20 protein-coding genes are annotated in these 24,675 nt (G+C 50.0%); 12 read left to right on the top strand and 8 right to left on the bottom strand.

The window, feature by feature from the left end; all coding sequences use genetic code 11:
* Window positions 1-86 precede the first annotated feature (86 nt).
* The 4 genes from HGH92_RS22395 to HGH92_RS22380 all read left to right on the top strand — a co-directional run bounded on the left by HGH92_RS22395 (window position 87) and on the right by HGH92_RS22380 (window position 6,066).
* Window positions 87-548 carry a DUF962 domain-containing protein gene (locus tag HGH92_RS22395; protein ID WP_168872969.1) on the top strand — a complete coding sequence of 154 codons (462 nt, stop codon included), beginning with the start codon at window positions 87-89 and terminating at the stop codon, window positions 546-548.
* A gap of 59 nt (window positions 549-607) precedes the next feature.
* Window positions 608-3,469 (top strand): TonB-dependent receptor, encoded by a 2,862-nt coding sequence (locus HGH92_RS22390; protein WP_168872968.1) that lies wholly within the window; start codon window positions 608-610, stop codon window positions 3,467-3,469.
* 343 nt (window positions 3,470-3,812) lie between these two features.
* Window positions 3,813-4,661: a helix-turn-helix domain-containing protein gene (locus tag HGH92_RS22385; RefSeq protein WP_168872967.1), complete on the top strand. Its 849-nt coding sequence runs from the start codon at window positions 3,813-3,815 to the stop codon at window positions 4,659-4,661.
* A 73-nt stretch (window positions 4,662-4,734) separates the two neighbouring features.
* Window positions 4,735-6,066 (top strand): amidohydrolase, encoded by a 1,332-nt coding sequence (locus tag HGH92_RS22380; RefSeq protein WP_168872966.1) that lies wholly within the window; start codon window positions 4,735-4,737, stop codon window positions 6,064-6,066.
* 125 nt (window positions 6,067-6,191) lie between these two features.
* Here HGH92_RS22380 and HGH92_RS22375 read toward each other — a convergent pair whose 3' ends face one another.
* From HGH92_RS22375 to HGH92_RS34070, 4 genes are all read right to left on the bottom strand, one after another.
* Window positions 6,192-7,769, bottom strand: coding sequence for a DHA2 family efflux MFS transporter permease subunit (locus HGH92_RS22375; RefSeq protein ID WP_168872965.1), 1,578 nt, complete (start codon window positions 7,767-7,769; stop codon window positions 6,192-6,194).
* A gap of 159 nt (window positions 7,770-7,928) precedes the next feature.
* Window positions 7,929-9,056 (bottom strand): HlyD family secretion protein, encoded by a 1,128-nt coding sequence (locus HGH92_RS22370; protein WP_317166432.1) that lies wholly within the window; start codon window positions 9,054-9,056, stop codon window positions 7,929-7,931.
* 25 nt (window positions 9,057-9,081) lie between these two features.
* Window positions 9,082-10,443 (bottom strand): TolC family protein, encoded by a 1,362-nt coding sequence (locus tag HGH92_RS22365; RefSeq protein WP_168872964.1) that lies wholly within the window; start codon window positions 10,441-10,443, stop codon window positions 9,082-9,084.
* On the bottom strand, window positions 10,433-11,065 hold the full coding sequence (locus HGH92_RS34070; RefSeq protein ID WP_168872963.1) for a TetR/AcrR family transcriptional regulator: 633 nt from the start codon (window positions 11,063-11,065) through the stop codon (window positions 10,433-10,435). The genes HGH92_RS22365 and HGH92_RS34070 overlap by 11 nt, the downstream gene beginning before the upstream one ends.
* A gap of 485 nt (window positions 11,066-11,550) precedes the next feature.
* Here HGH92_RS34070 and HGH92_RS22355 point away from each other — a divergent pair, with 485 nt between their 5' ends.
* The 3 genes from HGH92_RS22355 (at window position 11,551) to HGH92_RS22345 (ending at window position 14,466) form a co-directional block, all read left to right on the top strand.
* Complete coding sequence (locus tag HGH92_RS22355) at window positions 11,551-12,030, top strand: hypothetical protein (RefSeq protein ID WP_168872962.1); 480 nt, start codon at window positions 11,551-11,553, stop codon at window positions 12,028-12,030.
* Window positions 12,031-12,336: 306 nt separating this feature from the next.
* Entirely contained in the window at window positions 12,337-13,134 is a 798-nt protein-coding gene (locus HGH92_RS22350) for a helix-turn-helix domain-containing protein (protein WP_168872961.1), read from the top strand.
* Window positions 13,135-13,209: 75 nt separating this feature from the next.
* Entirely contained in the window at window positions 13,210-14,466 is a 1,257-nt protein-coding gene (locus HGH92_RS22345) for an aminopeptidase P family protein (RefSeq protein WP_168872960.1), read from the top strand.
* Window positions 14,467-14,560: 94 nt separating this feature from the next.
* Here the strand turns inward: HGH92_RS22345 and HGH92_RS22340 are convergent, their stop codons facing one another.
* Window positions 14,561-16,492, bottom strand: a complete 1,932-nt coding sequence (locus tag HGH92_RS22340) for a hypothetical protein (protein WP_211092689.1) — start codon at window positions 16,490-16,492, stop codon at window positions 14,561-14,563.
* Window positions 16,493-16,514: 22 nt separating this feature from the next.
* Complete coding sequence (locus HGH92_RS22335; RefSeq protein ID WP_168872959.1) at window positions 16,515-18,374, bottom strand: family 16 glycoside hydrolase; 1,860 nt, start codon at window positions 18,372-18,374, stop codon at window positions 16,515-16,517.
* A 737-nt stretch (window positions 18,375-19,111) separates the two neighbouring features.
* Between HGH92_RS22335 and HGH92_RS22330 the strand changes: the two genes are divergently transcribed.
* Window positions 19,112-19,648 carry a TlpA family protein disulfide reductase gene (locus tag HGH92_RS22330; RefSeq protein ID WP_168872958.1) on the top strand — a complete coding sequence of 179 codons (537 nt, stop codon included), beginning with the start codon at window positions 19,112-19,114 and terminating at the stop codon, window positions 19,646-19,648.
* A 126-nt stretch (window positions 19,649-19,774) separates the two neighbouring features.
* Here the strand turns inward: HGH92_RS22330 and HGH92_RS22325 are convergent, their stop codons facing one another.
* On the bottom strand, window positions 19,775-20,395 hold the full coding sequence (locus HGH92_RS22325; protein ID WP_168872957.1) for an HAD family hydrolase: 621 nt from the start codon (window positions 20,393-20,395) through the stop codon (window positions 19,775-19,777).
* A 59-nt stretch (window positions 20,396-20,454) separates the two neighbouring features.
* Between HGH92_RS22325 and HGH92_RS22320 the strand changes: the two genes are divergently transcribed.
* Complete coding sequence (locus HGH92_RS22320) at window positions 20,455-20,928, top strand: GNAT family N-acetyltransferase (protein ID WP_168872956.1); 474 nt, start codon at window positions 20,455-20,457, stop codon at window positions 20,926-20,928.
* 58 nt (window positions 20,929-20,986) lie between these two features.
* On the opposite strand, the gene HGH92_RS22315 is transcribed toward HGH92_RS22320, so the two are convergent.
* Complete coding sequence (locus tag HGH92_RS22315; protein WP_168872955.1) at window positions 20,987-21,505, bottom strand: DUF4251 domain-containing protein; 519 nt, start codon at window positions 21,503-21,505, stop codon at window positions 20,987-20,989.
* A 66-nt stretch (window positions 21,506-21,571) separates the two neighbouring features.
* Between HGH92_RS22315 and HGH92_RS22310 the strand changes: the two genes are divergently transcribed.
* The 3 genes from HGH92_RS22310 (at window position 21,572) to HGH92_RS22300 (ending at window position 24,637) form a co-directional block, all read left to right on the top strand.
* On the top strand, window positions 21,572-23,332 hold the full coding sequence (locus HGH92_RS22310; RefSeq protein WP_168872954.1) for an ABC transporter ATP-binding protein: 1,761 nt from the start codon (window positions 21,572-21,574) through the stop codon (window positions 23,330-23,332).
* Between the two features lie 89 nt (window positions 23,333-23,421).
* Complete coding sequence (locus HGH92_RS22305; RefSeq protein ID WP_168872953.1) at window positions 23,422-24,258, top strand: ankyrin repeat domain-containing protein; 837 nt, start codon at window positions 23,422-23,424, stop codon at window positions 24,256-24,258.
* Between the two features lie 76 nt (window positions 24,259-24,334).
* Window positions 24,335-24,637 carry a hypothetical protein gene (locus HGH92_RS22300; RefSeq protein WP_168872952.1) on the top strand — a complete coding sequence of 101 codons (303 nt, stop codon included), beginning with the start codon at window positions 24,335-24,337 and terminating at the stop codon, window positions 24,635-24,637.
* Window positions 24,638-24,675: the final 38 nt, after the last annotated feature.

Below are 24,675 nucleotides of genomic sequence, written 5' to 3'. Positions count from 1 at the left end.
CGCTTTTTTCTGTTGCACCGGAGTGAAGCAGGTAATAATCACCGGCAAATAAATTATATTAGTAACAGCGTAAAACAGCTTCCACCATGAAAACGATCCAACAATGGCTGGATGACTACGGCACCAGTCATCGCAACGAGACCAACAAACTCATTCACTGGATTTGTGTACCGGCTATATTCTTCAGTATTGTGGGCTTTTTATATGCTATCCGCATTCCGCTGCCCGGTACAAGGACAGTGCTGACAGTAGCGCAGATAGCGCTGGTATTGCTCATCATTTATTATGTACGGCTGTCGGCCTCGCTGGCAGTGGGCATGACTATCATAGGCATCCTTTGTTTGTGGCTGTGGCGGCTGATTGCAGCCACCGGCTCGCCCGTCTGGCTGGTAGCCCTTATCATTTTTGTGCTGGCATGGATCGGGCAGTTCATCGGCCATAAGATAGAAGGCGCCAAACCCAGCTTTTTTAAAGACCTGCAGTTTCTGCTCATCGGTCCGGCATGGCTGCTGAGTTTTATCTACCGGAAAGCGGGCATCAAACTATAATTATAATAAAAAAGGACTATATGGGATTTTTTCCTTAAATTAAAGGAAAGTCCCCTCTTATGCACCTCAAACTCCTGTTTTTTTTAACCAGCATCCTGCTATGCTCCCCTGCATTCAGCCAAAATCAACATGTTACCGGTAAGGTAACAAATGCTTCCACCGGCACTCCCCTGGAAGGCATCACCGTCAGAATCAAGTCTGTTGCCAAAGGCACGCAAACCAACAAGGATGGTATCTATCAACTGGATGTGCCCGCGGGCGCAAGCCTTGAATTCAGCGCCATCGGATTTAACACGGTGGAAACCAACGTAAACGGCCGTACGGAGATTAACATCCAGCTTGTTTCCACTGCCACCGAGCTGACACAGATCGTACTCGTCGGCACCCGCGGCGGTGGCCGCGCTAAAACGGAAACGCCTGTACCGGTAGACGTGATCAGCGTTAACCAGGCAGGACTGCCCAGCGCCAAAATGGAACTGACGTCACTGCTCAATGCAGCGGCGCCTTCTTTTAATTACAACAAACAAAGCGGCAGTGACGGCGCCGACCAGATAGACCTCGCCACTTTGCGCGGGCTGGGCCCGGACCAGACCCTGGTGCTCATCAACGGAAAACGACGGCACCAAACCGCTTTCGTGTCCGTATTCGGTACCCGCGGCCGCGGTAACTCCGGCACCGACCTCAATGCCATCCCGGAAGCGGCCATCGACCGCGTGGAGATACTCCGCGACGGGGCTTCCGCCCAATACGGCTCTGACGCCATCGCCGGCGTTATCAACATCATCCTGAAAAAAGACGTCAACCACCTGACTTTCAACGCCGGTTATGCCGGTTACTACGACCATAAATACAACACCTATTTCAAACGTGAATTACAACAATATGAATACAATAACGCGATAGATGGTAACACCGTTACCCTCGGCGCCAATTACGGCGTGCCTATCGGTAAACACAACGGTTTTATCAATTTCTCCGGTAATTTCCTGAGACAGGGTAAAACCTTCCGCCAGGTGCTGGACACTAACCTTAATAACACAAACGGCCTGCCCATCAATACCGGCCGCCGCGCCCATGGCGACGGCTCCGTTACTTCCGGAGGAGGCATGGTCAACATGGAAGTGCCAGTAGGCAGCAGCAACACTACCGTGTATGCCTTCGGCGGCTACAATTACAAATCGTCTGACGCGTACGCCTATACGAGAACATTCCACGGTTTCAATCCGCTTTCCAGCGGGCATGCCGACAGGTTTCCCACCAGCCCCAACGGCAGCCTGATATTTTACCCGGGCATTATGGAAAGCATTCCTACCCCCGGCGATGTGCCCGACACCGTTTATAATCCACACATACAAACGCATATACAGGACGTCTCCCTGGCAGCAGGCGTAAAAGGCAGCACCGGTAACAACTGGAAATGGGACCTTAGCAATACTTTCGGCAGGAATGACTTCCGTTTCTTCGGCGACAAAACCTTTAACGCCTCCCTGGGCAGCAGTACCCCTACCCATTTTAAAGATGGTGGTTTCTCTTTCACCCAAAACACGGCCAACCTCACTTTTTCCAAAGATATTCCACACATCGGCGAAGCATTCAACCTGGCCATCGGTGCAGAATACCGCTATGAACAATACAAAATATACGCCGGCGAAGAAGCCTCCTACACCAACTACGATCCCACCTTCAACAAGGCCACCGGCGCACAGGGCTTTCCCGGCTATCGCCCCACGGACGTGGTAAAAGCAGACCGCTCCAATTTCGCGGGATTTGTAGATGCCGAATGGGATATTACCCGCAGATTCCTGCTGGGCGGCGCCGTAAGAGTGGAAAACTACAGCGACTTCGGCTTTACCAGCAACTACAAACTGGCGGCCCGCTTTAAAGCAGCACCGGGATTTAATATCCGCGGCTCCGTCAGCACCGGCTACCGCGCCCCTTCCCTGCAACAGATCAACTACAGTTCACAATTCACTAACGTACAGGGTGGCCGCATCACCGAAGTAAAAATAGCGCCCAACAATAATCCAATTACCAAAGCCGCCGGCATCCCGGACCTGAAACAGGAAAAATCCGTTAACGCCAGCCTCGGCTTCTCCCTTAAACCCATTTCTGATCTTACCATCACCGTGGACGGTTACCTGGTAAAAGTAAAAGACCGCATCGTACTGTCCGGACAGTTCAACGCCGGCGACTCCACGCTGGACAAAGACTTTCAGAACGCGCTGAAAGCCCTCCACATCGACAATGCACAGTTTTTTGCCAACGCCGTCAACACCACCAACTACGGCCTCGACATGGTGGTAGACTACAACAAAAAATGGAACAACCAGCACTTCCGCATACTGTTTACCGGTAACATTCAACACATGAACATCGATAAAATCAATGTGCCCGATAAACTGAACGACAGCTATCTTCACCGGGGCGAATTTTTCAGCGAAAGAGAACAACACTTTGTGCTGGCCTCCGCCCCACCGGCCAAGCTGGGCCTTAATGTGGAATACGGCATCAAAAAAGTCAGTGTAGGCGCCCGCGTTACCTACTTCGGTAAAATCGTACTGCTGGGTTACGGCTTCGCCGGCGACCCCGCCAAAGAAGGCACCGGCCTGCCCGGCGATCCTAACCTGGAAGGCACCGGCATCAGCCCCCTCGTCGCACTGGACAAAGACGGTACTCTGGTTCCCGAACAGTTCAACTATAAAGGCAAAGCCGTTACCGACCTGTACGCCAGCTATCGTTTCTCTTCCCATGTCAGCTGGTTCCTCGGAGCAGACAACATCTTCAATGTACACCCCGACCTTGGCTATGTCCCCGGCGCTAAACTGTCAGCCTATGACGGCGAAACAGGCGGACCCTGGGATGCCGTGCAGATGGGCTTTAACGGCATACGGCTGTTTACGAAAATTGCATTGAGCTTTTGATCGCGCAGGCGTGATGAGCATAACATTTCCGTTGTCCCAGGGCTGAAGCCCTGGGCTACGTTTTGTATTACGGTTTTTTTTCGGCATAATGCCTGCTTTAATGAGGACTTTCAATAGTCAGGCAACTCATTCCTGTTTACTTCTTTTCCGGAAAACAGCATCCCGGCAAGGCTGGCCGGAAAGATGATGTTTAATAGAAAAATATCTTTTCTATAGCCTTTCTATGAGCGTGTTAATAGAAATATATCTTTTCTACAAGCATTCAACTGCAAAAACAGCCCTAACACAAAACGTAGCCCAGGGCTTCAGCCCTGGGACACCGGATTTTTTGTATTTTTCCCCCATGAAGGCAAAGGAGCAGTTTCCGGTATTGGATATCAGGGCATTTCAGGGCGACCAACAGGATGCCTGTCATTTCCTGTACCATGAAATACGCGGGGAGCGGCTGATCGAAAAACCGCATAAACATGATTTCTTTGTTTTTCTGTTGATAGAAAAAGGAAGTGGTACCCACTCGATTGACTTCATTGATTACGATGTGGCGCCTTACCAGATACACCTGTTGTTTCCTGATCAGGTACACAAATGGGAGTTTAGCAAAAAGATGGTGGCCTATCAGCTGATGATCACCCGCCCTTTTTTTGAAACGTTTTCCAATACGCTGCAATTTCCTTTTGCCGTGTACCAGCATCATCCGGTGATAGACCTGACGGCAGAGAGCTTCCATAAACTATTTTACGAGTTCCGTGCTATACAACAGGAACTGGGCCAGTCAACGGTGTCATGGGAGATCATCCATCTCCGCAGCCGGCTCATAGCCCAGCTGGTAACCCTGGAGGCGGAGCGTAAGTTCGATGACCTGCTGGTGTACAGGGCTAAACCAGCCCTTCAACAGTATCATGCACTGATTGACCAGCATTATAAAACACAAAAGTCGGTAGCCTTCTACGCCAGTCAGCTCAACATCTCCCCTAATTACCTTAATATTCTTTGTAAAAGACATCTTCAGCTGTCGGCCATGTTCCTCATACAGCACCGTGTGATCCTCGAAGCCAAGCGCCAGATACAGGCTTCAGGAAAATCGATCAAAGAGGTCGCTTTTAATCTGGGGTTTAATGATCTCTCCTATTTCTCCAATTTCTTTAAAAGCCAAACCGGCATTTCACCCCGGCAATTCAGGGACCAGTTATAAAAATTACAAGTTCTGGCATAATTCATCCATCATTGCATTCCGCCTGCGTTTTATTTTTGCATAAAACGATCGTATGGCTTCTTCTATTTCACGCAAAGACTTTCTCAAAAGCTCTTCCATATTACTGGCCGCAGGCGGCAGCCTGTTGACAGGTAACGCTGCCGGCGCCACTTCTGGCGCAACCAATACCGCCACTGGCGCCGGCAAAAGCTTCACCCTTAAAAATGTACGGCTGGAAACAGGCTTCCAGTATGAAGAAGGCGAAGTGACCGGCACTACTACCGATCTTTTCACCATAGAAGTCAGCAATGGAAAAATAAAATCCGTATTGCCCAATCAGCCCGGCGTCAAAGCCATTGATGCCAAAGGATGGCTGCTGCTGCCCGCCTTCCGGGACATGCATATCCATCTCGACAAAACATTTTACGGCCTTCCCTGGAAAGCACACCTGAAAAAGAACAAGTCAGTAAAAGACATGATCGCCTTTGAACAACAGGTGATACCCGAGCTGTTGAAAACGTCCGCTGCCCGCACCGGACAACTGATTGAGCTGCTGCAGTCCAAAGGCACCAGCTTCGCCAGAAGTCATGTCAACATAGAACCCACCTCCGGGTTAAACTCGCTTAAACATCTTGAGAAAGCGCTGAAAAATAAAAAGGACGGTTTCTCTGCGGAACTGGTGGCCTTTCCGCAGCACGGCATTTTTTATACGCCCTCGGCCGAACTGATGAAAGAAGCCGCCAAAATGGACATCGACTATATCGGCGGCCTGGACCCGTACAGCATTGACGGCAGCATCGAAAAACATATGGACTTCGTGGTGCAACTGGCGCTGGACCACAACAAGGGCATCGATATCCACCTGCATGAAGCAGGCGAATCCGGCATAAAAACCATCGAATACCTGATTGGTAAAGTCAACGAGAACCCTGTGCTGAAAGGAAAAACCTATATCAGCCACAGCTTTGCGCTGGCCAAAATGGACAATAACAAACTACAGGAAGTGGCCGAAAAACTGGGCAATGCACGTATCGGGATTATGACAACTATTCCTTTCGGCAGCACTATTATGCCAATTCCCACGCTGTATAAATATGGGGTGGACGTACAGGCCGGCAACGATTGTATCATTGACCACTGGAGCACCTTCGGTTCCGGCAGCATCCTGCAGAAAGCCAACCTGATGGCGCAATTATATGGTTACCGCACTGAATTTGATTTATCCAGATGCCTGAAGATAGCCACCCACAATATTCTCCCGCTGGATGACAAAGGCGGCCGTCAGTGGCCGAAGGCCGATGATGCCGCGGACATGGTACTGGTAGATGCCAGCTGTTCAGCCGAAGCAGTATCCCGCATTTCCCCCGTGAAGTCGCTCATTCATCAGGGTAACATCGTTTTTTGATTTTCCTTCTCCTGATAAATGTTGTAGAAAAAATAAAGCCCCGATGAATATCGGGGCTTATTTACCTAAACCTACAACTGTTACACTGTTATTGCAACAATAATTTATGTCGAAAAACGAGACCGTTAGTGCATAGCTGACGGGTCCAGTTTTGCAGCTTTCTTAGCTCTTACCATCAGTACAAACGGGATGCAGATGAGGAACATCAGTCCCAGGTACAGGAACACGTCCATGTAAGACATCACAGCCGCCTGTTTGGTGATGCTGTAGTCCAGTACCTTGTATCCGCTTCTGACAGCAGTGCCGGCGTCCATACCTTTTGCGGCGAAGCCATGTGCCAGGCCGTTCACGCGGTTCATGACATCGGGGTTGTTGGTGTCCAGTTTAGACACCAGGTCGCTTCTGTGTACCATGTTCTGACGGGCCATAAAAGTGGTGATCAGTGCCACCCCGAAGGAACCGCCGAGCTGACGCATCATACCGGTGAAGGCTGCGCCCTGGCCGATCTGCTGCCCTTTGAGGGAAGACAGCGCCAGTGTGGTGATTGGGATAAAGAGCAGCCCCATACCTACCCCGCGCACGATCAGCATCCAGAAGAACGCGTCCGCGCCGGTATCAGAAGGTGTAATGATCAGGTATCCCCAGAAACTATAGACAAAGAACAATAACATTCCCAGTGCCACCAGGTACTGTTGCGGTACGCCTTTCTCCAGCAGTTTACCGATGATCGGCATCATAAAGGCCGTCGTAAGCGCTGCCGGTATCATCAGCATACCGGACTGGGTGGCGGTCCATCCCAGGGTGCTTTGGGTGTATAGCGGAATAATGAATGTAGATCCATACAAACCGAAACCCAATATAAACGAGAGGATGGTACCGACCCTCAGGTTTCCGTTCTTCAATACCCTTAGTTCCACGATCGGGTTCTTATAGGTCAGCTCCCGCCAGATGAAGAAGAACAGGCCCAGGGCGCTCATCACAGATAAGAGGGTGATCGTTGGATCACTGAACCAGTCATCTTCCTGGCCACGTTCCAGTACAAACTGGAGACAGCCTACCGTGATGGCGAGTAATATGATACCCAGAAAGTCGATTTCATTGATGGCTTTCTTCTCTGCATATTTCGGGCTGCGTACAAACTGCAATGTGAGCAGGGTAGCGATGACACCGATAGGGATGTTGATATAGAAGATGTAAGGCCAGGAATAGTTATCGGTAATATAACCGCCCAACGGAGGGCCCAGTGTAGGGCCGATGATCACGCCGAGGCCGTAGATGGCCTGGGCAACACCGCGTTTTTCGGGAGGATAACTTTCTGTAATAATTGTTTGTGATGTTACCAGTAGCGCACCACCTCCGAGACCTTGTATGAAGCGGAAAAGTATCAGCTCCCACATGGCCGTTGCGTTACCGCAGAGGAAAGAGGAAACGGTGAATATGATGACAGAAGCAGCGAAGTAGTTACGGCGGCCGAACTGTTGGGACAACCAGCTGGTCATCGGTACAATGATTACGTTACCGATCGCATAAGCGGTGATCACCCAACTGATCTCACTGAGTGTGGCTCCCATGTTGCCGCGCATGTCGTTCAATGCCACGTTCACGATGGTGGTGTCCACGATTTCCAGCAGCGCGCAGAAGATAGCGGTGATCGTAATGATCACCCTGCGTGAGCCGTATTCTACCAATGATTCTTGTTGCATGCAGCGATTTATTTTGAATGAATGCAGGTTGACCAGGAATTAATAATCAAGCCGGTGGTTCCTGTCTTTGAGGTCTTTTGTTGAAGCTGATGGTTTCCGCCGAAAATAACTTGGACCGGTTCAACTATTAACCCCTGGTCATGATGCATTCATATATGATTAGTTGAGATGCACGTCTACCAGCACGTTCATGCCCGGGCGCAACTTTTTAATCAGTTCGTTGTTCGGGTCATCGAATTCGATTTTCACCGGGAGGCGTTGTACTACTTTTACGAAGTTACCGGAAGCGTTGTCCGGAGGCAGCAGTGCAAACTTAGCGCCGGTGGCTGGTGAGAAGGAAGTCAGTTTGGCTTCCAGCGGAGTACCCGGGAAAGCGTCGATATGTACGGTCACTTTCTGGCCGAGCTTCATTTTTTCCAGCTGTGTTTCCTTGAAATTGGCCACTACCCATGGAGCGGTGTCCATTACCACGCTGAAGAGAGACTGGCCGGCAGTGATATATTGACCAGGCTGTACAAATATTTTTGACAGCACGCCATCTTCCGGAGCGGTGATCACGGTGTAGGACTGGTTCAGTTTAGCATCGTCCACATCGGTTTCACGTTGTTTGATCGCTGCGTTGGCGAGATTGATCTGTTTACCGGTAGCGCTGCTCTGGGAGCTTACTACGGAAGTCTGGCGAACAGCGGCCGCTTTTTGTCTTACCAGTACATCGAGCTGGCGTTCAGCTGTTTGTTTGGCAGCCAGGGCCTGTTCGTATTGTTGCTGGGTGATGGAGTGGTCTTTGATCAGGTTGGCGTAACGTTCGTAATCCTGATTGGCTCTCCAGATGTTCACCTTGGCGGCTTCGATCTGGGCGTCGATAGTACCGACATTGGCCTGAGCCGTGCTGATGCCTGTTTCCGCTGCGCTGGTGGTTGCCTCTGCAGCACCCAGGTTAGCTTTGGCGGTAGCGAGGGCGTTTTCAGCCTGTTGTACTCTGATAGCCAGGTCACGGTCATCGAGGACCACGAGGGTGTCCCCTTTTTTCACATGCTGGTTATCTTTTACTCTTACTTCTTTTACAAAACCTGACACTCTTGGAATAACGGGGCTTACATTCGCATCGATCTGCGCGTTGTCTGTTTCTTCGTGATGCAGACTATGGATGTATTTTGAGATACCGAACGCGCCGCCACCCAGTACCAGAGCGGCCAGTACGATCACGAACCCTTTGCTGCGCTTTTTAGGCGCGGATGTTTCCTGCATGGTAGATATATTATTAGTAGCTTTTGTTTGCGTTTCCACAGCTTTGTAGTTTATTGGTTTGTTGTTATTTGTTGTTGTCGAGTATTCCCGATGCCTGTAACAATTTGTTGTAGGCCACCAGTGCATCTGCTCTTGCGAAGGTGTAGTTCAGATGAGCCTGGAGGTTGGCCACGTCCGCATCCAGCAGGTCGGTGGTGGTAGCCAGATTGTTATCGTGCTTGTTCTTCGTGATACGGTAGTTCTCTTCTGATTGTTCTATCGCCTTGATATAAGTGTCCATTTTTTTCCTGCTCAGGAGGTAGTTTTCGTAAGACCTCACCACATCGAGGTGGATAGCGTCTGTCAGGCTGGCCTCATTGGCCTGGAGCTGCGCGAGCTGTGCTTTTGCGCTGGCCACCTTGCTACCTGTTTTCCAGAGGGAGGAAAGGTTGTATTTCAAGCCTACACCGCCCATTACAGCGTTGGTGATGGTCACTACGTTTGGAATGTAAGCGGCCACATAACCACCGGTTACCGCGAGAGAAGGATAGTATTCACCTTTCACGCCTTTTATGTTGGCGAAAGCAGCTTTCTCTTTGGCACCGAGGGAAGCAGCGTCTTTACGGTTCTGGTAAGCCAGTTGTTCAAATTCCGCTACGCCTCTGCCGTCGGTTTTATCGTCTACTTTAAACACCGTAGTGTCCAGTTGCAGCGTTGTGTTGTCTGGCAGGCCCAGCATGATGTTCATGTTGAGGTTGGCTACTTTCAGGCTGTTCTGGGCGTCCATGAGGGACAGTTCATAGTTGGACTGTTGCAGTTCTGCCTTTAAGAGGTCATTGCGTGCCAGCAGGCCGTTCTTTTCCAGGTTGGAGAAGTCTTTGACGCGTTGGGTGGACTGCCTCAGGTTTTCCTCCATCAGTTTCACCGCCTGAGTGGCTTTATAGAGGTTGCTGTAAGCGCCGATGGTGTTTTCGATCACATCATCGCGGTCTTTGTCGGCGTCCAGTTTGGCTGCCTGTGCGAGGTAGCGGGCTGCTTCTTTGCCGCTTTGTATCATCATGCCGGCAAACACAGGGATGGACACATTGGCCATACCATAGGCTGCCTGGTCTACTTTTGGCGCTTCCATGCCTGAACCGCCGCCGGGGTTACTACCTCCTTTACCGAGTTTCAGGTCAAGATTAGGCTGTGTCAGTCGCAGGTAAGAGCCGGAAATGCTTACGTCTGGCAGCTGTCTTTCGTTGGCTGTTTTAACGTTGGCGTTGGCCTCTTCAATGCGGGCCTGGCTGGCCTTCAGTTGTTTACTGTTTTGGAGACTCAGCGATATGGCTTCATTTAACGAAAGCGGTTTTACGCTTTGTTGTGCGGATGCTGCCTGAAAAACCAGCGTCAGCACGATTCCGGATGTAAGCGCATATAATCGTTTGTATATGCTTCTAGAATTCATGTGTAAGGATTGCTTTAAACAATTTTTTCAAATGGTTGCTCAGTCTGAGCCTTAAATATTCTTTAAACTCCTCGTCGTTCATGTGTGCGTTTTCCGGGTAGGTCCGTAACACATGCTGAGCAGGTATGGTCTGGTGAATGGTGCCAAACAGGGTTGTCAACAGCATTTCCACGTCCACATCGGTGGTAAAGATCCCCGCGTCCTGGGCGTTGGTCACGATGGGGCGCATCAGACCAAGCATTTCCCCTTTCAGCTGCCAGATCAGGTCTCTTACCGGGCTTTGTTCTTTATTGAGCTGTTCCCGGCTCATAATGCACTGAAAGTTTTGTTCATTCAGCATTTTATTGATAAACCTGTCGATCAGGGAGTATATTTTTTCCAGGGGGGCCATGGTATCATTCTGTACCAGTTCATTGATGAATATGCGGGACGCATTCATCCGTAACCTGAAAACCGCCTCCAGCAACTTGTCCTTCGACCCGAAGTAGTAGGATATCATGGCAATGTTCACGTCTGCTTCCTGTGCGATATCCCTTACAGAAGTGCCATGAAAACCTTTTTCTGCAAACAAACGTTCCGCCACCGAAATGATCGAAAGTTGCTTATCGTTATAGTCTTCCATGTTCCCTTTGTTGATTTGACGAAGCAAAGTTAAACAAACGTTTAATTAAAACAATCGTTTACTTAAACGTTCATTTAAATTTTTATTTTTATAAGTTTTAATAAATTGATTAATAATATTTTATAAAATTATTTTAAGGAGATTTTAAGGTAGATGATCAACCGGGAGATAAATTGGGTGAATATTGTATGATAGACACAAATTGGCGAGGGGATGAAAATGGGGCCAGGCGGACGGTCAGTCAGAGGCCGAGGACTGAGGGTTGAGGGTTGAGGGTTGAGGGTTGAGGGTTGAGTGCCGAGGGTTGAGGACTGAGGGTTGAGGACTGAGAGTTGAGGACTGAGAGTTGAGGACTGAGAGTTGAGGACTGAGCTGAGAGTTAACAGCTGAGGTGCGCAGCACTGACATAGAACAGCCTCTCAAAATTTCCTTTGGTTTTTTATGAAGAAATTTTTTAATTTAAAGGATACCATTTCTTTAACACTATGGCTAACACTCGCGCTTTTCCTGTCGGCATTATCTTCCTCACCTGGCTGATAGTCGGTACGCTTGATTTATTCTCCGCCTGCCTGCAGTTTGTATTAGTAACGGGCAAAAGTTTTGTCAACGTGCTGTTGTTTGTTGCCAGCGGCGTTTACGGCACGGCGGCATTCAGTGGCAACCCCGTCATGCCCTGGCTGGGAGTATTGTTTCATTACATCATCGCACTGGGATTTACGTTGCTGTTCTTCTTCCTGTATCCGCGCATACCGGAGATGCGGAAGATACCATCGGTATCCGGACTGATATACGGCATCTTTGTCTGGCTCGTGATGAACCTGCTGATATTACCATTGACCAATATCCCCAAAGGACCGTTCCACCTGGTAAACGTACTGGTGGGCATGACCATCCTGATGGTGGCTATCGGCCTACCGATGGGATTGATGGCGGGAAGATTCTATCAATATAAAAGCGCATCATAAGAAAAAAAGGGCGGGCGCTGTCAACATATAAGCCCGCCCCAGCACATCTCAACAAATTGCAAGATGTTGTACCTGTTTATCAACCGTTAACTTTAAATGATTTTACAGTACAGTATTCCTGCCGGCATTCCAATGTATGCCGGTAACAGTATTTTCATGAAAGCCGGGGAATGGCAGGGCTACTGCGGTGATCATGTACGCCCTGATCCGGATTTTCACAGGTAACCTAATTAACAGAACATACGATTAAAATGTTCGGGAGATGATCAAATCATGCATCCGATATCCGTAAATTAGCACCCTGTTATGCAGGCAATCGAATTCATTAACCAGGAATATTTCAACGGCCAGTACCGGTATATCAGCCCGTCACCTGACCTGGAGCGGCATGTGGTCTACTACTGGCTACTGGACCTCCGCAGGCCGTTACCGGAAGATGAAGAGTTCCGCGAATTGTTGCTGGCCAACATGAACGCTTCGCTGGTATTGAACCTGGGCGCTCCTTTCGATATCTGCAACGCTAAAGGGCAACTGTTGCATTCCTGTCACCACAGCGAGTTGATAGGTTACCAAACCACACCTGTCACCTATCGTCATTACCCGAATAATTTCCTCGTCGGCATTAAATTCAAACCTGCCAGCCTGAACTACCTTTTTCATGTAAAAGGCGCCGACATGCAACGACAGACACTTTCCGCCCATGATGTAATGACACGGCTGCCGGAACTGGAATCCGCAGTGTATGATGCACCGGACATGCAGGTCATCAAAACCCTGCTGGAAAAGTTCCTGCGCCGGCACACCAGCACCACCACCGACAACCACCGTTTTGATTATGTGCTGCAATCCCTTAACGGTCCTGCCTTACAGCAATCAGGCTTCCAGCTGAAAAAACTGGCCGGCCTCCTCTACGTGTCGCCCCGTACCCTCGAAAGATATTTCTCCGATTCCCTGAGCATCAGCCCCAAAAAGTGCCTGGCTATACTGCGCTTCCGGCACGCCGCCGCGCAGTATGTGCTGCATGGCTACAAAGCCGATTGGGAAGAACTGGGCTATCATGACTTTTCCCATTTCAGAAAAGAATGGAACAAATGGTCAGCATAAAACTGTCGCCTTTTTACACCACTTATTCCCTACCCTCCCGCTAAGTTTGTGACTTCACCAAACTACGTCACCCTTATGTTTTCAGACCACCGTCAACGCCTTATCCGGCAACTGCCTGCCGGTGCCGCGGCTCTCCTGACCGCCAATGACGTCATGCCGACCAACGCCGACGGGACCATGCCCTACTATCCCAACGTGAACGTGTATTACCTGACAGGCCTCTCCGAAGAAGACGCGATGCTCGCCCTCTTCCCCGGTCACCCTGATACTTCCCTGCGGGAAATACTGTTCATCAAACGGGTAGACCAGATGTTTGTCAAATGGATGGGCAGAAGAGTGGACAAAGCCACTGCCTCCAACATCTCCGGTATCCGTACCGTTTTTTATACCGACGAGTTCTGGGCCGTCATGAAGAAAGTACTGCCGCTGTGCAATAGTATCTATCTGCACACCAATGAACACGCGCGTTCAGAAAACGAAACACAGACACGGGAAGACCGGCTGCTGCTCGCCTGCAAACAGTACTATCCCCTGCATCGGTATGAACGCCTCTACCCTATTCTGGCCCGGCAACGTAATGCTAAAACACCGGCAGAAATAGCACTGATACGCAAAGCCAGCGAGATCACAGAGAAAGGCTTCCGCCGCGTATTGCAGAGCATCCGGCCCGGACAGACCGGTATGCAGGTGGCAGCGGAAATGATACACGAATACATGCAGCATGGCGCCACCTGGGCCTATGAACCGATTGTGGCCTTCGGCGCAGACAGCACTATACTGCATCTCCGCGCCAACGAAAGCATCGGCAAAAACGGAGACATCGTACTGATAGATGCTGCGGCCCAATACCGGTACTACAACACAGACCTCACCCGCACTTTTCCGGTGAACGGCCGCTTTACGCCGCGCCAGAAAGCATACTACAATGCTGTATTACGGGTACACAAAAAGGTAGCGCAGGAAGTCAAAGCGGGCATCCTCATAAAAGACCTCTGGAAAATTTCCAACAACCTGCTGCTCGAAGAACTCGTAGGACTGGGCCTCTGCTCCATTGCCGATATTCAGACACACGGTGCGCAGTATTACCTGAACAAACACTGCTATCATAACGTGTCCCACTTCCTCGGACTGGACGTGCACGACACAGGTTACTATGATGAGCCCATGCCGGAAGGCGCCGTTATCACCAATGAGCCAGGTATTTACAATGAAGAGGAAGGTATCGGGGTGAGAATAGAAAACGACCTGCTGGTCACCGAAAACGGATTTGAAGACCTGATGAAAACAATACCCAAAGAGGCAGAAGAGATTGAGGAGATAATGAACAGCTAGTCATTTGATTATTTTGATATTTAGTTATTTACGGGCACCTGTTGTATCAGCAACCCATAAATAACTAAATATCAAAATGACCAAATATCAAAAATTACTTGAGTGAGTTGATCCACAGGGCAATCTTGGTGGCATCAGCCTGGGGCACCTGCGGGAACGGAGGCATCGGTGTAGCGTAACCCGGCCAGTTTTCCGGCTTCGGATTTTTAATCAGCGACAAAATTTTGGCGACAGAGTAATTTCTTTTCGCTACTTCCTTAAAGCCTGGTCCTACCTGTTTCTTTTCTGCATTATGGCAGGAAGAGCAGGTATATTTATTTAACAGCGGCTGTATCTGCGCTAAAGTAGGCGCTTTGGCCGGTTCAGCTTTTCCTGTGGCAGTTTTAGCCGGTGCTTTAGGTTCCGCTACGGGCGCTTTCGCACTGCTTTTGGTGCTTACTTCAGACATGGCCAGTGCCGCGCCTTCAGGAATATTGTTCAGCGTATAATACGCGTCCGGATGTACCAGTGAGTAAGATCCTTCCTGGGAACGGATACCTGTCAGCGATAATTTATGAATGTAGTACCGGCGTAGCCCGTTGACAATAATACGTGCGCTCATGCCGTCAGCAGCCACTTTCACGCCTTTAACAGTCAGGTTTTCCGTGTTCACGGTCGGACTGCCGTACACCGGATGATACTTGTAGATAAAGCTTTCCACATGATAAGACGCCAGGTCTTCCGCATACTTTTTGTCTACCGGTTGTGTGAAGGTAATTTCGAAACCATCCGGTCTGGCGCTCACGGTCCTCATTTCGAAAGGCACGCGGTTGTTCCATACCAGGCGTTGCAGGCCCTGGTTGGCATCACCGGCGGAACCCCATCCACGGTTGGTTTCACCCACAAAGAGCGAACCGTCTTTCGCCCATGCCAGGCGCAGCACGCCTGACTGGAAACCGCTTCTGAAGTCCCAGGCAGCACCCTGATATTCACCGTTTACTTTTTCAAGATAAACACGCATGATTTTACTTTGTCCCTGATCGCCTACCAGTACCTGTTTGGCGAATGGGCCAAACGCACCTTCGGGGATGGTCACCACCTGTGAGTTGGAAATGCCCAGCACGCCGTGTGGCAGCCATACTGCCGGCAGTTGCACTTCAGGGAAATATTGTTTCATGTCGAACAGCGTCACGAATTTTTCGTTTTCCACGTTTTCCGGTTTGATAGCGCGGTTGTTTTCATCTCTGCGGAAGCGGGGATCTACTTTGCTGTACAGTTGTTCAGTGGTGAGTTTTACCGGTGAATTAGGCAGGTTGGTCCAGCGCAGGCCTGCAGGATGTCCCACGAAGCTGCCTTTTTTCACGTGTACCAGTCCGCCGGAGCCCATCCAGTCGCCCTGGTTTTCGGTATAGAACAATTCTCCGTCGATGATGCCGAGGCCGCAGGGAGAGCGGAAGCCGGTTGCCCAGGGTTCCATTTTCCCGTCTGCGCTGATATGCATCATCCATCCGCGCCAGGGAACGCGGCTTTCACCGCGCCACCATTCTTCGTTACCGAAGGCCACGTTGCCGGATACGAAGAAAGAGCCGTCCGGCGCCACCACGGGGCCGAAGCTGTACTCATGATAGTGACCGGACAACGGCCAGGAATATACGGTTTCGAAGCGGTCGATCTTACCGTCCATATTGGTATCGGTGAGTTTCGTCAGTTCACCGCGTTGCGCGCAGTAAAGGGAGCCGTCTTTCCAGACGAGGCCCAGTACTTCGTGAAGGCCGGAGGCCACTTTACGGAAATAAGGCTGGCGGCTGGTCGGGTTTTCCACGATGAAGATATCACCGCGGCGGGTAGCGATGCCCAGGTCGCCATTGGGCAGCGTACACAAACCACCTACTTCCAGTAGGGTTCCTTCCGGTGAACTGATACGGGCGATGCGGAAGAAGTCCTCTTCTTTGGGCGACTCCTGTGCCAGTACCGGTTGAATAGCAGTCGTCATCATCAACATACCGGCTGCTATCCCGGTAGTTAATCTTTTATAGTTCAGTTTCATAATGTCTTGTGCATGTTTCTGCTTAGAAGATAATGGCGTAACCGATGGCGGTTTTTACCGGTACGATCAGTTCCATTTTTCCCTGTTGACGGCGGATAACGGGTTTCGCGCTGCTGTTGTCCATTTTCACATACCAGGCTTTGTCCCCTATCATATAAGTACCGTCCGCCAGTTGGGAGATACTATCGGCTACGGCTATACGGGCGTACAGGTTGTCCTGTGTGCCGGCCACCTGCAGGCTGCGGTGCAGTCCTGTATTGCCGGGCAATACGCGGAAGCTGTCGCTCGCTGCGGCGCCATAGATATCGAACCGGAAGGAGGGCACTCCTTCAGGATCGAGGTCGTATCCTTTAGGGCGGTAAGCGGTGCCGGTGGTGTCCGCAGGCCATTCCGCCTCAGCGGAGGCGAGGCTGGCCAGTGACATTGCCGGTTTGTTGTCCAGTATACGCACCATGCCCATCGGGCGGGAAGAGCCGTCGCCACGGTCGTGCCACATAGGCGTGGTGTTGAGGAATTCGCCGCGCCATGCCTGTACCGGTGCTGCATGGTCCATATCGTAGGTGTAGTGCACCTTTGCCGGGCTGCCGACAGAAACGGCATGTACCACGCGGGGACCGCCTTTCAGGTCCATGAAGCTGCGCAGCACGGTATTTTCCGTAGCGGTGACGAGGATAGGATCAGTAGGATCATCTGCCGGCACATTGAGATCACTGAGGGCAAACTCGCGGACAGCGGCGGAGCGGACACTCAGTGTCAGCGATGGTTTGGCCCAGTCCACGTTTTTGCCATACAGCACTTCCACCGGGTAGCTGCCGGGTTGCAGGGTAATACCGCCTTTAGCGTCCCGGCTGCGGGAGCCGTTAAGCACCTGGTCGTTGATTTTGAGCTGACCACCGCCACCGGAGGTGTGCAGGTTGAAATCGTAAGTTCCCGCAGCTTTTACATCCAGCGTAGTGGTGTACCGTACCAGGAACTCGTTGTCCGGCAGGCCGGTAAGATTGGAGGTGAGTTGGGCGGCTTCACCGGTAGCGATAGGCTTGATGGTTTTAAAATCAGGCGGTTGCTGGAAAGAGCCTTTATAGATAGCATAGCGCACCGCTTTCAGTTCCGGTTTAGGTGCGTTATAGGATTGCATTTTAATATTGCGGAAGGCCACGGTGCCGTGGTCTCCCTGGATACGCAGCGGGCCTTCCGCCACTTCGTTGTTTTCCATGCCGCCGCGGGTGGGGCCGGAAAGGACTACGTTTTCCTGGATAGTGACGCCGTTGAGCTCTATTTTCAGGATGACGGCATTGGCAATTTTATTGCCGGCAGCATCGAAGCGGGGAGCCTGAAAAGCGATTTTCATGTGTTGCCACAGGCCGGGCGCAAGGCTGGCGTTCTGGCGGGGTGCATGGCCGTCGTAGCCCTGCTGCCCTTCCGGACGGCTGTTGTCCCAGCGTTCATAGATACCGCCGTTGTCTGACGGCCGTGGTGAGAGGACGCCCCAGCTGTCGAGCAGCTGAATTTCGTACCTGCCCTGCAGATAGATGCCCGAATTGGATTTGGCAGATACCAGGTAGTCCAGTTCGAGGTCCAGGTCCCCATGTTGCCAGTTGGTATACAGGTCCTGGCCGTGTTTTCCTTTCTCCGGCAGGTTCACCAGGATACCCGTGCCACTGGTGGTGGTCAGGGTGTTTTCTCTTTGCAGGTCGGCATTTACGTCGCCGGCTATACGCCAGTTGGCAGCCGGCTGCTTAAATCCTGACAGGTCGGTCAGGGGAATAGTCTGCTGGGCTATCAGCTGCTGGCTGCAGCCAACGCCCATCATGAAGACCAAAGCTTTACCGGGACTGATACCCAGTTGTTTCAACTTTGGACGGAACTCATACCATTTGAGCATAGATCTGTTTTGTTTTTTGTTTTGCTAAATCCTTTTAGCAATATGCATCCAATGAAAATAATAGCCTGACGATAAATGTTTAAAAAGATAGGAAGGGGCCTACAACAGACTGACCAAAGTGTATATACCTAACGTGGAAAATATATACAACACGCGCGCAAGCCGGGTTCCTGCACATTGACAGGAATGGCATTAAATAGCATCCTTCTGATATCCGGTTTCCAAAATACAACAAAAAGGAAATCTTTCTTTGCAAAATCGATATAGCAGATTAAAAATTACACCAGCGGTAAATGCGGGGAGGTATGTGGCGGGCAAACGGAAAGAATCGGCATCAAACTAAAAACAATAACCGGAAGGCTAAGAGAAACAAAAACAAGCAAGGATCAAACTAAAAACAACAACCGGAAGGCCGGGAGAAACAAAAACAAGCAGGCATCAAACTAAAACAACAACCGGAAGGCCAGGAGAAACAAAAACAAGCAGGCATCAACAGGAATGATGCGAACAACAACGCCAAGTAACTTTTACGCCTGCACGTTGATAGATAACAGTTGAACAACCCCATAACAGTCGTTTTGAGCCGGCGGACATTTCAATGCGATGGTTATGCAGTCTTCGTATTTCCTGTTGATTATTAATGGACCAGAACAACAACGCAGCCCCGGGAAACTCAACACAGGAAAGTCTGTACATTTATTGTATATTGTATGAAGACACACCCAAACATATCCAAAATGAATTGTAACATCCTTCCGAGATTAATATTTATCATCGCCGGCATCCTCTCTGTTTCTCTGGCATATGGCCGACAGCTTAGTTCCTCCGACACTACAACATTAATACATACCGGAGACCAGGCCCCGGCAGTTTCGTTTGAAACGGCCCCTGGTAAAACGAATAGTTTTGCGGATTACAAGGGAAAAATAGTCTTCATTAATTTCTTTGCCACCTGGTGTGGCCCTTGCAGGGCTGAGATGCCATACCTGAATGAAAAAGTATGGAAGGCACACAAGGACAATCCGCGGTTTGTGTTCCTGGCGTTTGGCAGAGAGCATAACTGGAAGGAAGTAAATGAATTCCAGGGCAAAATGAAAGTGGACTATCCCCTGTTACCGGACATAAACAGAAACGTTTTCGGAAAATTTGCTACAGCATACATTCCCCGCAATATGATTCTTGATGAAACCGGAAAAGTAATCTGGGAGTCTTCGGGGTATAATCAGGAAGAATTTGAAAGGATGCTCCTGGTGCTCGATGAAAAGCTGAAGTGAAAAGCGTCTTAGCCGTTTTACATAAAAATTAATCTTCCCCTGACTACCACTAAAGGAGCCGCAACGAAGATAATTGCGGCTCCTTTAGTGGTAGCGCTTCTCAAAAAACACGCTGTCATAAACAGCCTACAGCCGCAATCCGAATTTCTCCAGCGCCGCCACGGTGGTATCGTATGCATGGTGGCAGATGCCATTGATGCCAAGGCCGTTGGCCACGTCCACAAACATGGAGCGGTCTTCCAGGTACACCACTTCTTCCGGTGCCACCTGCGCAATATCCAGCGCTATGCGGTAAATGTCCGCGTCCGGTTTACGGAAATGCACAAAACAGGAGGAAATATAAAAGTCCACAAATTTCGAGATCCCGAAATAATGAATGCGGTGCGCATTGAGCTCCCGCCCTTCGTTGTTGACGATGGCTATCTTCAGTCTATACTTTTCTTTGAGCCGCGTTACCAGTTCAATCATCTCCGGATAGGGAGCTGACTGGGCAAACATAAAATCGCGGAACTGCTGCCGGGTGAAAGAGCGGTCTTCATAAAACACCACCCTGCTAAGATATTCATCGAGCGTCAGTTTACCCACCTCGTAGGTGTCAAAGGTAAGGTGGTGCCGCTCTTCTGTTTCCGCTGCGTCCAGCTGAAAAGTTTCCACCGCCAGCTTGCGCGCTTTGCGGTCCCACCCGTTGGTCAGCAGTACGCCGCCAATATCCAGGAATAATGTGGTGATTGGTGTTTGGTTCTCCATCGGAATCGAGTAAATTTGTACGGCTAATATAAGCTATCTCCTGTTTAAACCCGCTCCGCATGATGAATATACGAAAAGCTGATGTCAGCGATATGCTGGCCCTGCGTGACCTCTACCAGGGCACTATCCGTGCGGTGAACAGCAAAGATTACAATCCTGAACAGGTAGCAGCGTGGGCCGGCCGGGGCAACCGTCTTTCTTCGCTGGAGAGGCGCATCAACACCCAGCATTTTTATGTGGCGGAAACGCCGGAGAAAGTGATTGCCGGTTTCGCCTCGCTGGAAGATGACGGGGAGTTTGACATGATGTTTGTGCACAAGGATTTTCAACGGCAGGGAGTAGCCACTTTACTGGCAGAACAGATTATTCACAAAGCGCAGGAATTGAAGCTGCCGGCACTGACCGCCTATGTGAGCATTACAGCGAAACCTTTTTTTGAAAAAATGGGATTTGAGGTAGTAAAGGCACAAACAGTAGATATTGATGGGGTCATGCTCAACAATTACGAAATGACAAAAAAATTGGTTATTTAAAATAGAGGGAAGATGATACTTCCATCGTTTTTAAATAACCAAATCGTTGCCTGGCAAATTATTTTTTGTCCTTCACTTCCTGTATATATCCGTTAAAAGTTATCGGCTGGCGGTTATTGCTGGTCACCTGTACGGTAGCATAACCACTGCTGGTGATGGTCACATTTATATTCTGTATGTCCTTGTCAGCAGGTTTGATGTTGACGTCCCAACCATCCTTTTTGCGGGGATTGGAAGAATACTGGAAGTCTTTGGTTTTAAAATCCAGTGGTGATTTAGTAGAGCCATACGGTGCGGAATAGGCCCGGCCGAAATAAGGCAGGTAACTGACGATCGAGTCCGGGGTGACGATCAGGTTAAAATCCGGCGTGATCTGTCTTACGCGGCCACTCATGGGAGACACGCTCTGTGGGATGAACACGTAGGTTTTACTGTCTACCATCGCCTTTACAGCGGCTTCTTTGGCGGCTTCTCTGGCAGCTTTTTGCTGGGCTTTTGTCTGAGCGTAGCTACCGGTGAAAAGGAAAGAAAAAAGGGAGAGGAAGAACAATGCTTTTGCTGCAAATGAACTTTTCATAATATAAAGATTTACATCACTATAAAGTACGAATATCGTACCAGATCTAAACTATAAACCCGGACCATGCCCAACCCTTACATTTCGTTGTTAAAGACCGCCTGGAAATATGCGCGAAAAGAACGTAAAAAATACGTTTTGGTGTACCTCCTGTTCATACTGGCCAATGTTTGTTTTTCGCTGAACCCCTTGTTATTCGGGTGGTTTATTGGCCGGGTGCAACAGGATACCGCCAACCTGCCCCGATACACCCTGTTGTTTGCCGGCGGTTACCTCGGGCTGAAGCTGCTGGAATGGGCCTTCCACGGGCCTGCCAGGGTGATGGAACAGGGACTCTCCTTCCGCCTGAGCCGCAATTTCCTGCAGGAACGTTACCACCAGGCGCTGCATCTGCCTGTAAAATGGCACCAGGACAATCACAGCGGCAGTGTCATTAACCGTATCCGTAAAGGATATGAGGCCCTGAAGGAATTTTTCTCCCGCGGGTTTATGTACCTCCATGCCCTGTCCAAGCTGTTTTTTTCACTGGGGGCCATGTTGTACTTCTCCCCGCTGTACGGCGCCATCGGTGTGGTGCTGGGCATTGGCTGCGTGTATTTTCTCGTCCTGTTTGACAAGCCATATATCCGCACACTGGAGGAAATCAATGAAGGAGAACACGTGGTGTCAGCAACGCTGTTCGACAGTCTGTCCAATATCATGACCGTGATCACGCTCCGGCTGGAGAAAAGCATGGAGAGCGGCCTGCTGGGAAAGATCGCCCGTATATGGCCTTCCTTCCGGAAAAATGTAGTCATCAACGAATGGAAATGGTTTGTGGCAGAGATGATGATCACCGTGATATATTGTGTGATCACTATCGGTTATGTGTTCCAGCATTGGGTGCCGGGAGAGCTGTTTTATGTGGCCGGACTGGTGACGCTGCTCGGATACGTAAACCAGTTCACCAGCGTGTTCCAGGACGTAGCCTGGCAATATACGGATATTGTGCAGTACAATACTTCCGTGGAAACGGCCACCAATATCAGCGATGCCTATAAAGAGCATCACCGGGCCGATGCTGCGCCCGAACTGCCGGTCAACTGGCAAACCATTGATATCAGTCAGCTTAATTTCTCCCACCTGCCTTCCTATGACGAAGGGCATGCCCCGCAAAGCCTGCACCAGTTGCAGGTACAGATAGGCAGAGGGAAAAAGATAGCGCTCATCGGGGAAAGCGGCAGCGGCAAAAGCACGCTGCTGGCCATACTGAGGGGGCTGTACGAACCCGAAGAAGGCACGCAGGTGACGGTCAACGGAGAGGCGTACCCGTTAGCCACCATCCATGAAAGCGTGACGCTGTTCCCCCAGGAACCGGAAATTTTTGAAAACACCATTGCGTATAATGTTACCCTGGGACTGCCGTTTAGCAACGAAGAGATCATGGAGGTATGCGAAGCGGCCCACTTTTCAGAGGTGGTGGCCCTGCTGCCCGGCGGGCTGGAATCCGATATCCGGGAAAAAGGCGTGAACCTTTCCGGCGGACAGAAACAGCGGCTGGCGCTGGCGCGCGGTATCCTCGCTGCACGCGACAGCGACGTTATCCTGCTGGATGAACCGACCAGCAGCGTAGACCCGAAGACAGAAGCGATGATCTACAGCAAGATGTTCCAGACCTTCGCCGATAAAGCGATCGTGTCAGCGATGCACCGCCTGCACCTGTTGCCGCAGTTCGATTATATCTACGTACTGCAACAGGGCCGTGTGGTGGCGGCAGGTAACTTCCGGGAACTGCGCGACCATAGCGCTGTTTTTCAGGAATTATGGAAGCACCAGGAAAACAAATAATTTTTTTAACTAATATTTATTATCATTGCAGCCGTTTTTTCATCCTATGGAGGTTCTCTCCCAGCCTATCTATCACCCTATGAGAACATATGCAGGAAATTTCGCTGTACGACTTAAAACGCAAACTGAGGACAAGCGAGAACCCGGACGAAGTGATCACCTTATTGAGACGGCATTTGCAGTCCTTCAACCGGCGGGAATTGTCAGAACTGTTATGCGAGCTGCTGGAGTACCAGGAAATTTTTTTTGAAGCGGCCGAACTATTGATTGAAGAAGGCGGCGCAGACATCCATTATAAAAAGGAAGGCATGATCCCGATCATCTTCTGTGCCGTGGGGGCCAACAAACCCATGGCGGTGGAGTATGCGCTGAAGAAAGGCGCCACGCTACGCATAGACAGCCCGGATTACCTTTACGCCATTGCGTATATCTTTCAGCAGCACCGGCTTACGGCCATCACCGACATGCTGCTGGTCCTGATACGGCATAATATCCATTTCGATTTTGTGCTGGACAGCCTGGACACGCCGCTGTCACTGGCCACGCGGCATAACAGCAACCGGGAGGTGATCGAATTTCTGCTGGCTGAAAATGTACGCAAATATGTATATGATGAAAACGGGCTGACAGCTATTCATTATGTACCATTCGCCAAGGCGCCCAACCTGTATAAAATCATGATCACCGGCATGGCCGACATACAGGTAAAAACCAAATTTGCCACCAGCCTGGAACCTGTGTCGGAAGTGGTGATTAAAGTCAGCGAGCACAGTACGTTTGAAGAATATATTTATGAATCGCTCAACGCTTTTTTAGTGAACCGCCATCGGATGTACGATGATATTTTTGAGAAGTATTATTACCGGCTGCATATGATCGCCGAACACATTTCACAGATACGGACAAAATACGGGGAAGCAGGGTGAAGCTTTTTTACATTCAATTATTATTGTATATTGTTGGTATTGACCATTTCCCAAAAAATCCAAAAAAAGACCAAAAATGCTCTCTACGCTGACTTTCCTTGCCGCCGCGTTTTTCGTGGCCCACGTTGGACTTCTCTTTACCTCCTTTGGCAAAAAAGGTTTCCAGAAAACAAAATACCTGTGGTCACATATCACCCTGTGGATCACCGGTGTGTTGGCGTGTATCATTACGCTGCTCTTTGCAGGCAAATCTGTTTCCGGTGTGATCGATGTATTTGACACACCGATGAAGTCATCTTTGTTGATCGTATTGTCACTGGTATTGTCGCTGGTGGCACATACCATTGTAAAAACGATGGTATTGCCTAAATACCAGTAATTAATTACGAATTACAAATTACGAATTACGAATTGAGG

The organism is Chitinophaga varians (assembly GCF_012641275.1).
GTDB lineage: Bacteria > Bacteroidota > Bacteroidia > Chitinophagales > Chitinophagaceae > Chitinophaga > Chitinophaga varians_A.
Note: the sequence above shows the minus strand (reverse complement) of the source record. Positions and strands in the feature narration are given on the sequence as shown.

Excerpts from the sequence above, each read along its gene's own strand:
- HGH92_RS22395 (WP_168872969.1), top strand. The coding sequence starts at position 87 with ATGAAAACGATCCAACAATGGCTGGATGACTACGGCACCAGTCATCGC.
- HGH92_RS22390 (WP_168872968.1), top strand. The coding sequence starts at position 608 with ATGCACCTCAAACTCCTGTTTTTTTTAACCAGCATCCTGCTATGCTCC.
- HGH92_RS22385 (WP_168872967.1), top strand. The coding sequence starts at position 3,813 with ATGAAGGCAAAGGAGCAGTTTCCGGTATTGGATATCAGGGCATTTCAG.
- HGH92_RS22380 (WP_168872966.1), top strand. The coding sequence starts at position 4,735 with ATGGCTTCTTCTATTTCACGCAAAGACTTTCTCAAAAGCTCTTCCATA.
- HGH92_RS22375 (WP_168872965.1), bottom strand. The coding sequence starts at position 7,769 with ATGCAACAAGAATCATTGGTAGAATACGGCTCACGCAGGGTGATCATT.
- HGH92_RS22365 (WP_168872964.1), bottom strand. The coding sequence starts at position 10,443 with ATGAATTCTAGAAGCATATACAAACGATTATATGCGCTTACATCCGGA.
- HGH92_RS34070 (WP_168872963.1), bottom strand. The coding sequence starts at position 11,065 with ATGGAAGACTATAACGATAAGCAACTTTCGATCATTTCGGTGGCGGAA.
- HGH92_RS22355 (WP_168872962.1), top strand. The coding sequence starts at position 11,551 with ATGGCTAACACTCGCGCTTTTCCTGTCGGCATTATCTTCCTCACCTGG.
- HGH92_RS22350 (WP_168872961.1), top strand. The coding sequence starts at position 12,337 with ATGCAGGCAATCGAATTCATTAACCAGGAATATTTCAACGGCCAGTAC.
- HGH92_RS22345 (WP_168872960.1), top strand. The coding sequence starts at position 13,210 with ATGTTTTCAGACCACCGTCAACGCCTTATCCGGCAACTGCCTGCCGGT.
- HGH92_RS22340 (WP_211092689.1), bottom strand. The coding sequence starts at position 16,492 with ATGAAACTGAACTATAAAAGATTAACTACCGGGATAGCAGCCGGTATG.
- HGH92_RS22335 (WP_168872959.1), bottom strand. The coding sequence starts at position 18,374 with ATGCTCAAATGGTATGAGTTCCGTCCAAAGTTGAAACAACTGGGTATC.
- HGH92_RS22330 (WP_168872958.1), top strand. The coding sequence starts at position 19,112 with ATGAATTGTAACATCCTTCCGAGATTAATATTTATCATCGCCGGCATC.
- HGH92_RS22325 (WP_168872957.1), bottom strand. The coding sequence starts at position 20,395 with ATGGAGAACCAAACACCAATCACCACATTATTCCTGGATATTGGCGGC.
- HGH92_RS22320 (WP_168872956.1), top strand. The coding sequence starts at position 20,455 with ATGATGAATATACGAAAAGCTGATGTCAGCGATATGCTGGCCCTGCGT.
- HGH92_RS22315 (WP_168872955.1), bottom strand. The coding sequence starts at position 21,505 with ATGAAAAGTTCATTTGCAGCAAAAGCATTGTTCTTCCTCTCCCTTTTT.
- HGH92_RS22310 (WP_168872954.1), top strand. The coding sequence starts at position 21,572 with ATGCCCAACCCTTACATTTCGTTGTTAAAGACCGCCTGGAAATATGCG.
- HGH92_RS22305 (WP_168872953.1), top strand. The coding sequence starts at position 23,422 with ATGCAGGAAATTTCGCTGTACGACTTAAAACGCAAACTGAGGACAAGC.
- HGH92_RS22300 (WP_168872952.1), top strand. The coding sequence starts at position 24,335 with ATGCTCTCTACGCTGACTTTCCTTGCCGCCGCGTTTTTCGTGGCCCAC.